Raw genomic sequence first — 3055 nt, forward strand, 5'->3', positions numbered from 1 at the left:
CGTCGTTCTGGATGCCGAGCTGGATCTCGCGCTCGGCAACAGCGCCGACGCCTTGGCGCATCTCAAACAGGCGGTGAGCCTCTTCCCGGGTCAGTGGCCTTTACGGGTCGCTTACGCGGATGCCCTCATGTCCGCGGGTCAGCCCGCGCGTGCGGTGGACGAGCTCGAGGCCGTCGTGCGTGTGCGGCCGGCCAACGCCATGCTCTACGAGGCGCTCGTGCAGGCGGCGACCAAGGCGGGAGATCGGACGACCGTCGATCGCTATCGTGCGGAAAAACTCTATGTCGAAGGTGACCTCGAGCCCGCCATTCGGCATCTCGAGCTGGCCCTGCGTCGGCCCGGCGTCCCGTATCACGAGGCGGCACAGATTCAGGTCCGTCTCGATGCGTGGAGCGAAGAGGAGCGCGACGAGAAGCGGCGGGGCGGGAACCCCCTGCGCGCGGCGACCTCGAACATACGATGAAGTGCGTTCCAAGTCAGTGAGGACTGAGGTAACATTGCCCGGGCGTTGATGTCGGGAAAGCACTCGAGCGAGCCGATTTCAAGCCAGTTGGATCGGAAGACGCCGTCGAAGAAGGCGCTGCTGGCCGACCGCATAATAAGATCGAAAAGATGTGGAGGATCTCACCGTTCATAACGCATGCGAGCCGGATCGAGCCGCGAGGACTCGGGCGTCCGCGCAATCCAATCCGCATCTCGGACGAGCGCCGGCATCCGGGGCGATCGAGCCCGACAAAGGCCGGTTCGTGTCTGCATGCCTGTCGAACCGTCTTATCGATGGCATCGGTCCTCCGGCTTCGGCCGGGGCCTGTGCCGACGCGCGCGATGCTCAATGCATCCCAGTACACCCACCCATGCTCCATAGGAGATGTCCCATGATCGATGCAAAACGTCGAATCCTGCTGAAGGGTTCACTCGCCGCCGGTACCGTCGGAGTCGCTGTCGGCGCCGGTCTGCTTTCCCCCAGCCTGGTCCTTGCGAGCTGGAACGAGGCGGCCTTCCAAGCGAAGGATCTGCCGACCGCCCTGACGAGTCTGATGGGATCGGATGCCGCCGAGACCAACGATGCGATCAAGATCAAGGCCCCGGATATCGCCGAAAACGGCGCCGTCGTGCCGGTGACCGTCGAGACGGACATGGAAGGTGTCAAGTCGATCGCGATCGTTGCCGACCAAAACCAGACGCCGCTCATTGCGTCGTTCGATCTGGGCGAGTCCGCTGTCCCCTTCGTGTCCACCCGGATCAAGATGGCCAAGACATCCAATGTCGTCGCCGTGGTCCAAACCGGCGACAAGCTCTACAGCAATGCCAAGGAAGTGAAGGTCACCATCGGCGGCTGCGGCGGCTGATCGAGTCGCCCCTGCAGGATACGGCTTAGACACCAAATTCGAGGTATACAGAGATGTCAGACATCAAGATCCGCGCCAAGCTCAAAGACGGCGAGACCGAAGTCAAGTGCTTGATGAGCCACCCGATGGAAACCGGGCTGCGTAAAGACAGCAAGACCGGCGAGCTGGTTCCCGCACACTTCATCCAGGAAGTCATCTGCAAATCCAAGGACCAGGTTGTGATGACCGCCAACTGGAGCGGCGGCATCTCCAAGAACCCCTACCTGGCGTTCAAGTTCAAGGGCGGCGAGGTCGGTGATCCGATCGAGATCAACTGGACCGACAACATGGGCGAGACTCAGAACGCGGCCGACAAGATCACCTGATCCTCACCTGATCCGAGGGTCGGCCGTCCGACCGAGCACAGGGATGTGCTCAGGTTGCTTCCGATATCCTGCGGCGTGACCTCGACACCTGCTCAAGCACGTGCCGATCCGAAAGTGGTCCGTTGTAGAACCCCCGGGCTCCGTTCGGGCGCCGTCTAAAGCGCTTGTAGGGCCAAACATATTGCTCCGGGCAGACCGCGACGCACTGCTCGATCCCTCTGTTCAAGGCGGTCGCCGCCTCGATGTCGTCCTCGCTGTCGATTCCGTTCGGAGCCGGGATGCAGTGCATCCTGAAACCCTCTGCGCCCTTCAAGCGTTCCGCGAACATGAAGATCACGGGCGCGCCCGTGCGGCGCGACAGTCGGTTGACCAAAAGCATGGTAAAGGCCGGAATCCCGAAGAAGGGTGCGAAGACGGCGCCTTTGTCGGCCTTGGGCTCCTGATCGGGTAGGATGCCGACGTAGTCGCCCCGCTCCAGCGCCTGGACCAATACCCGGATGCCCTTCGCCGTAATCGGCGCCAACTCGGCCCCGCTGCGTGCGCGCGAGGCGAGGATCATATCGTCGAGATATTTCTGCGGCTTGTAGAAGATGGCCGTCGGGCCCTGTGCTGCGAGGTGTAATCCCGCCAGCTCCCAGGCGCCCAGGTGGGGCGAGAGTACGATCAAGCCCTTGCCGTCGCGTCGCTCCAACAGCTCGCCCCCTCTGACCTCGCGGACCAGCGCGAGCACCTCCTCCGCCGGCCGCAACCACAGATGCGCGATCTCGACATAGGTCTTGCCGAACTCGCGCAGATTGCGGTTGCGCAAACGGATCTGCTCCTTCCCGTCGAGCTCGGGAAAGCAGAGTGCGATATTGATGAGTGCGTTGCGCCGTTGCTTGTTCGGCCATAACCCGATCACCGACCCGATGGCCGAGCCGAGGCGGTGCAGCATGCCGAGCGGCAATCGGGCCAGCAGATGCATGAGCCTGCGCACCAAGGCATCCTTCACGCGTGCGCTGTTCGGTCGTTCGACGGATTGCGCCTGGTGTCTCAAGCCTATCTCCTTACGTTCTTCGGAACGATTCAAAAACAACCGAAACCCATCCAGCCCATGCCAAGCGCATCGGGCCGACACCCGGCAACGCGGCGGTTTGGAGGATGGGTTTCGCTTCGCTCTACCCATCCGTGTTCATCAAGGCGTTCACCTTGTTTCTGAAGCGTCACTTCGCGTCCGGTCGATCCCGGTCGGGTGAGACGCAGGGTCGCACCTCGGATTCGGATGACAGTTCCGAGTATACCTCATATAGGGACAAGCTCGCATTTCTTGAATGCCTGGAATTTCAGCGTGAGTAAAGAGTC

The 3055-nt window shown here is 62.0% G+C and carries 4 protein-coding genes; 3 read left to right on the forward strand and 1 reads right to left on the reverse strand.

The features are described from left to right. From VLR48_RS00540 to soxZ, 3 genes are all read left to right on the forward strand, one after another. Positions 1-463 (forward strand): tetratricopeptide repeat protein (locus tag VLR48_RS00540; protein WP_325289902.1); only part of this gene is annotated, 463 nt, incomplete at its 5' end. 412 nt (positions 464-875) lie between these two features. Further along, positions 876-1349, forward strand: a complete 474-nt coding sequence (gene soxY / locus VLR48_RS00545; protein ID WP_325289903.1) for a thiosulfate oxidation carrier protein SoxY — start codon at positions 876-878, stop codon at positions 1347-1349. A 53-nt stretch (positions 1350-1402) separates the two neighbouring features. After that, positions 1403-1714: a thiosulfate oxidation carrier complex protein SoxZ gene (soxZ, locus tag VLR48_RS00550; RefSeq protein WP_325289904.1), complete on the forward strand. Its 312-nt coding sequence runs from the start codon at positions 1403-1405 to the stop codon at positions 1712-1714. A 49-nt stretch (positions 1715-1763) separates the two neighbouring features. Here the strand turns inward: soxZ and VLR48_RS00555 are convergent, their stop codons facing one another. Then, positions 1764-2705: a lysophospholipid acyltransferase family protein gene (locus VLR48_RS00555; RefSeq protein ID WP_414718562.1), complete on the reverse strand. Its 942-nt coding sequence runs from the start codon at positions 2703-2705 to the stop codon at positions 1764-1766. Between the last annotated feature and the right edge of the window lie 350 nt (positions 2706-3055).

The sequence above is a fragment of the Thiocapsa sp. genome, from assembly GCF_035467215.1.
GTDB lineage: Bacteria > Pseudomonadota > Gammaproteobacteria > Chromatiales > Chromatiaceae > Thiocapsa.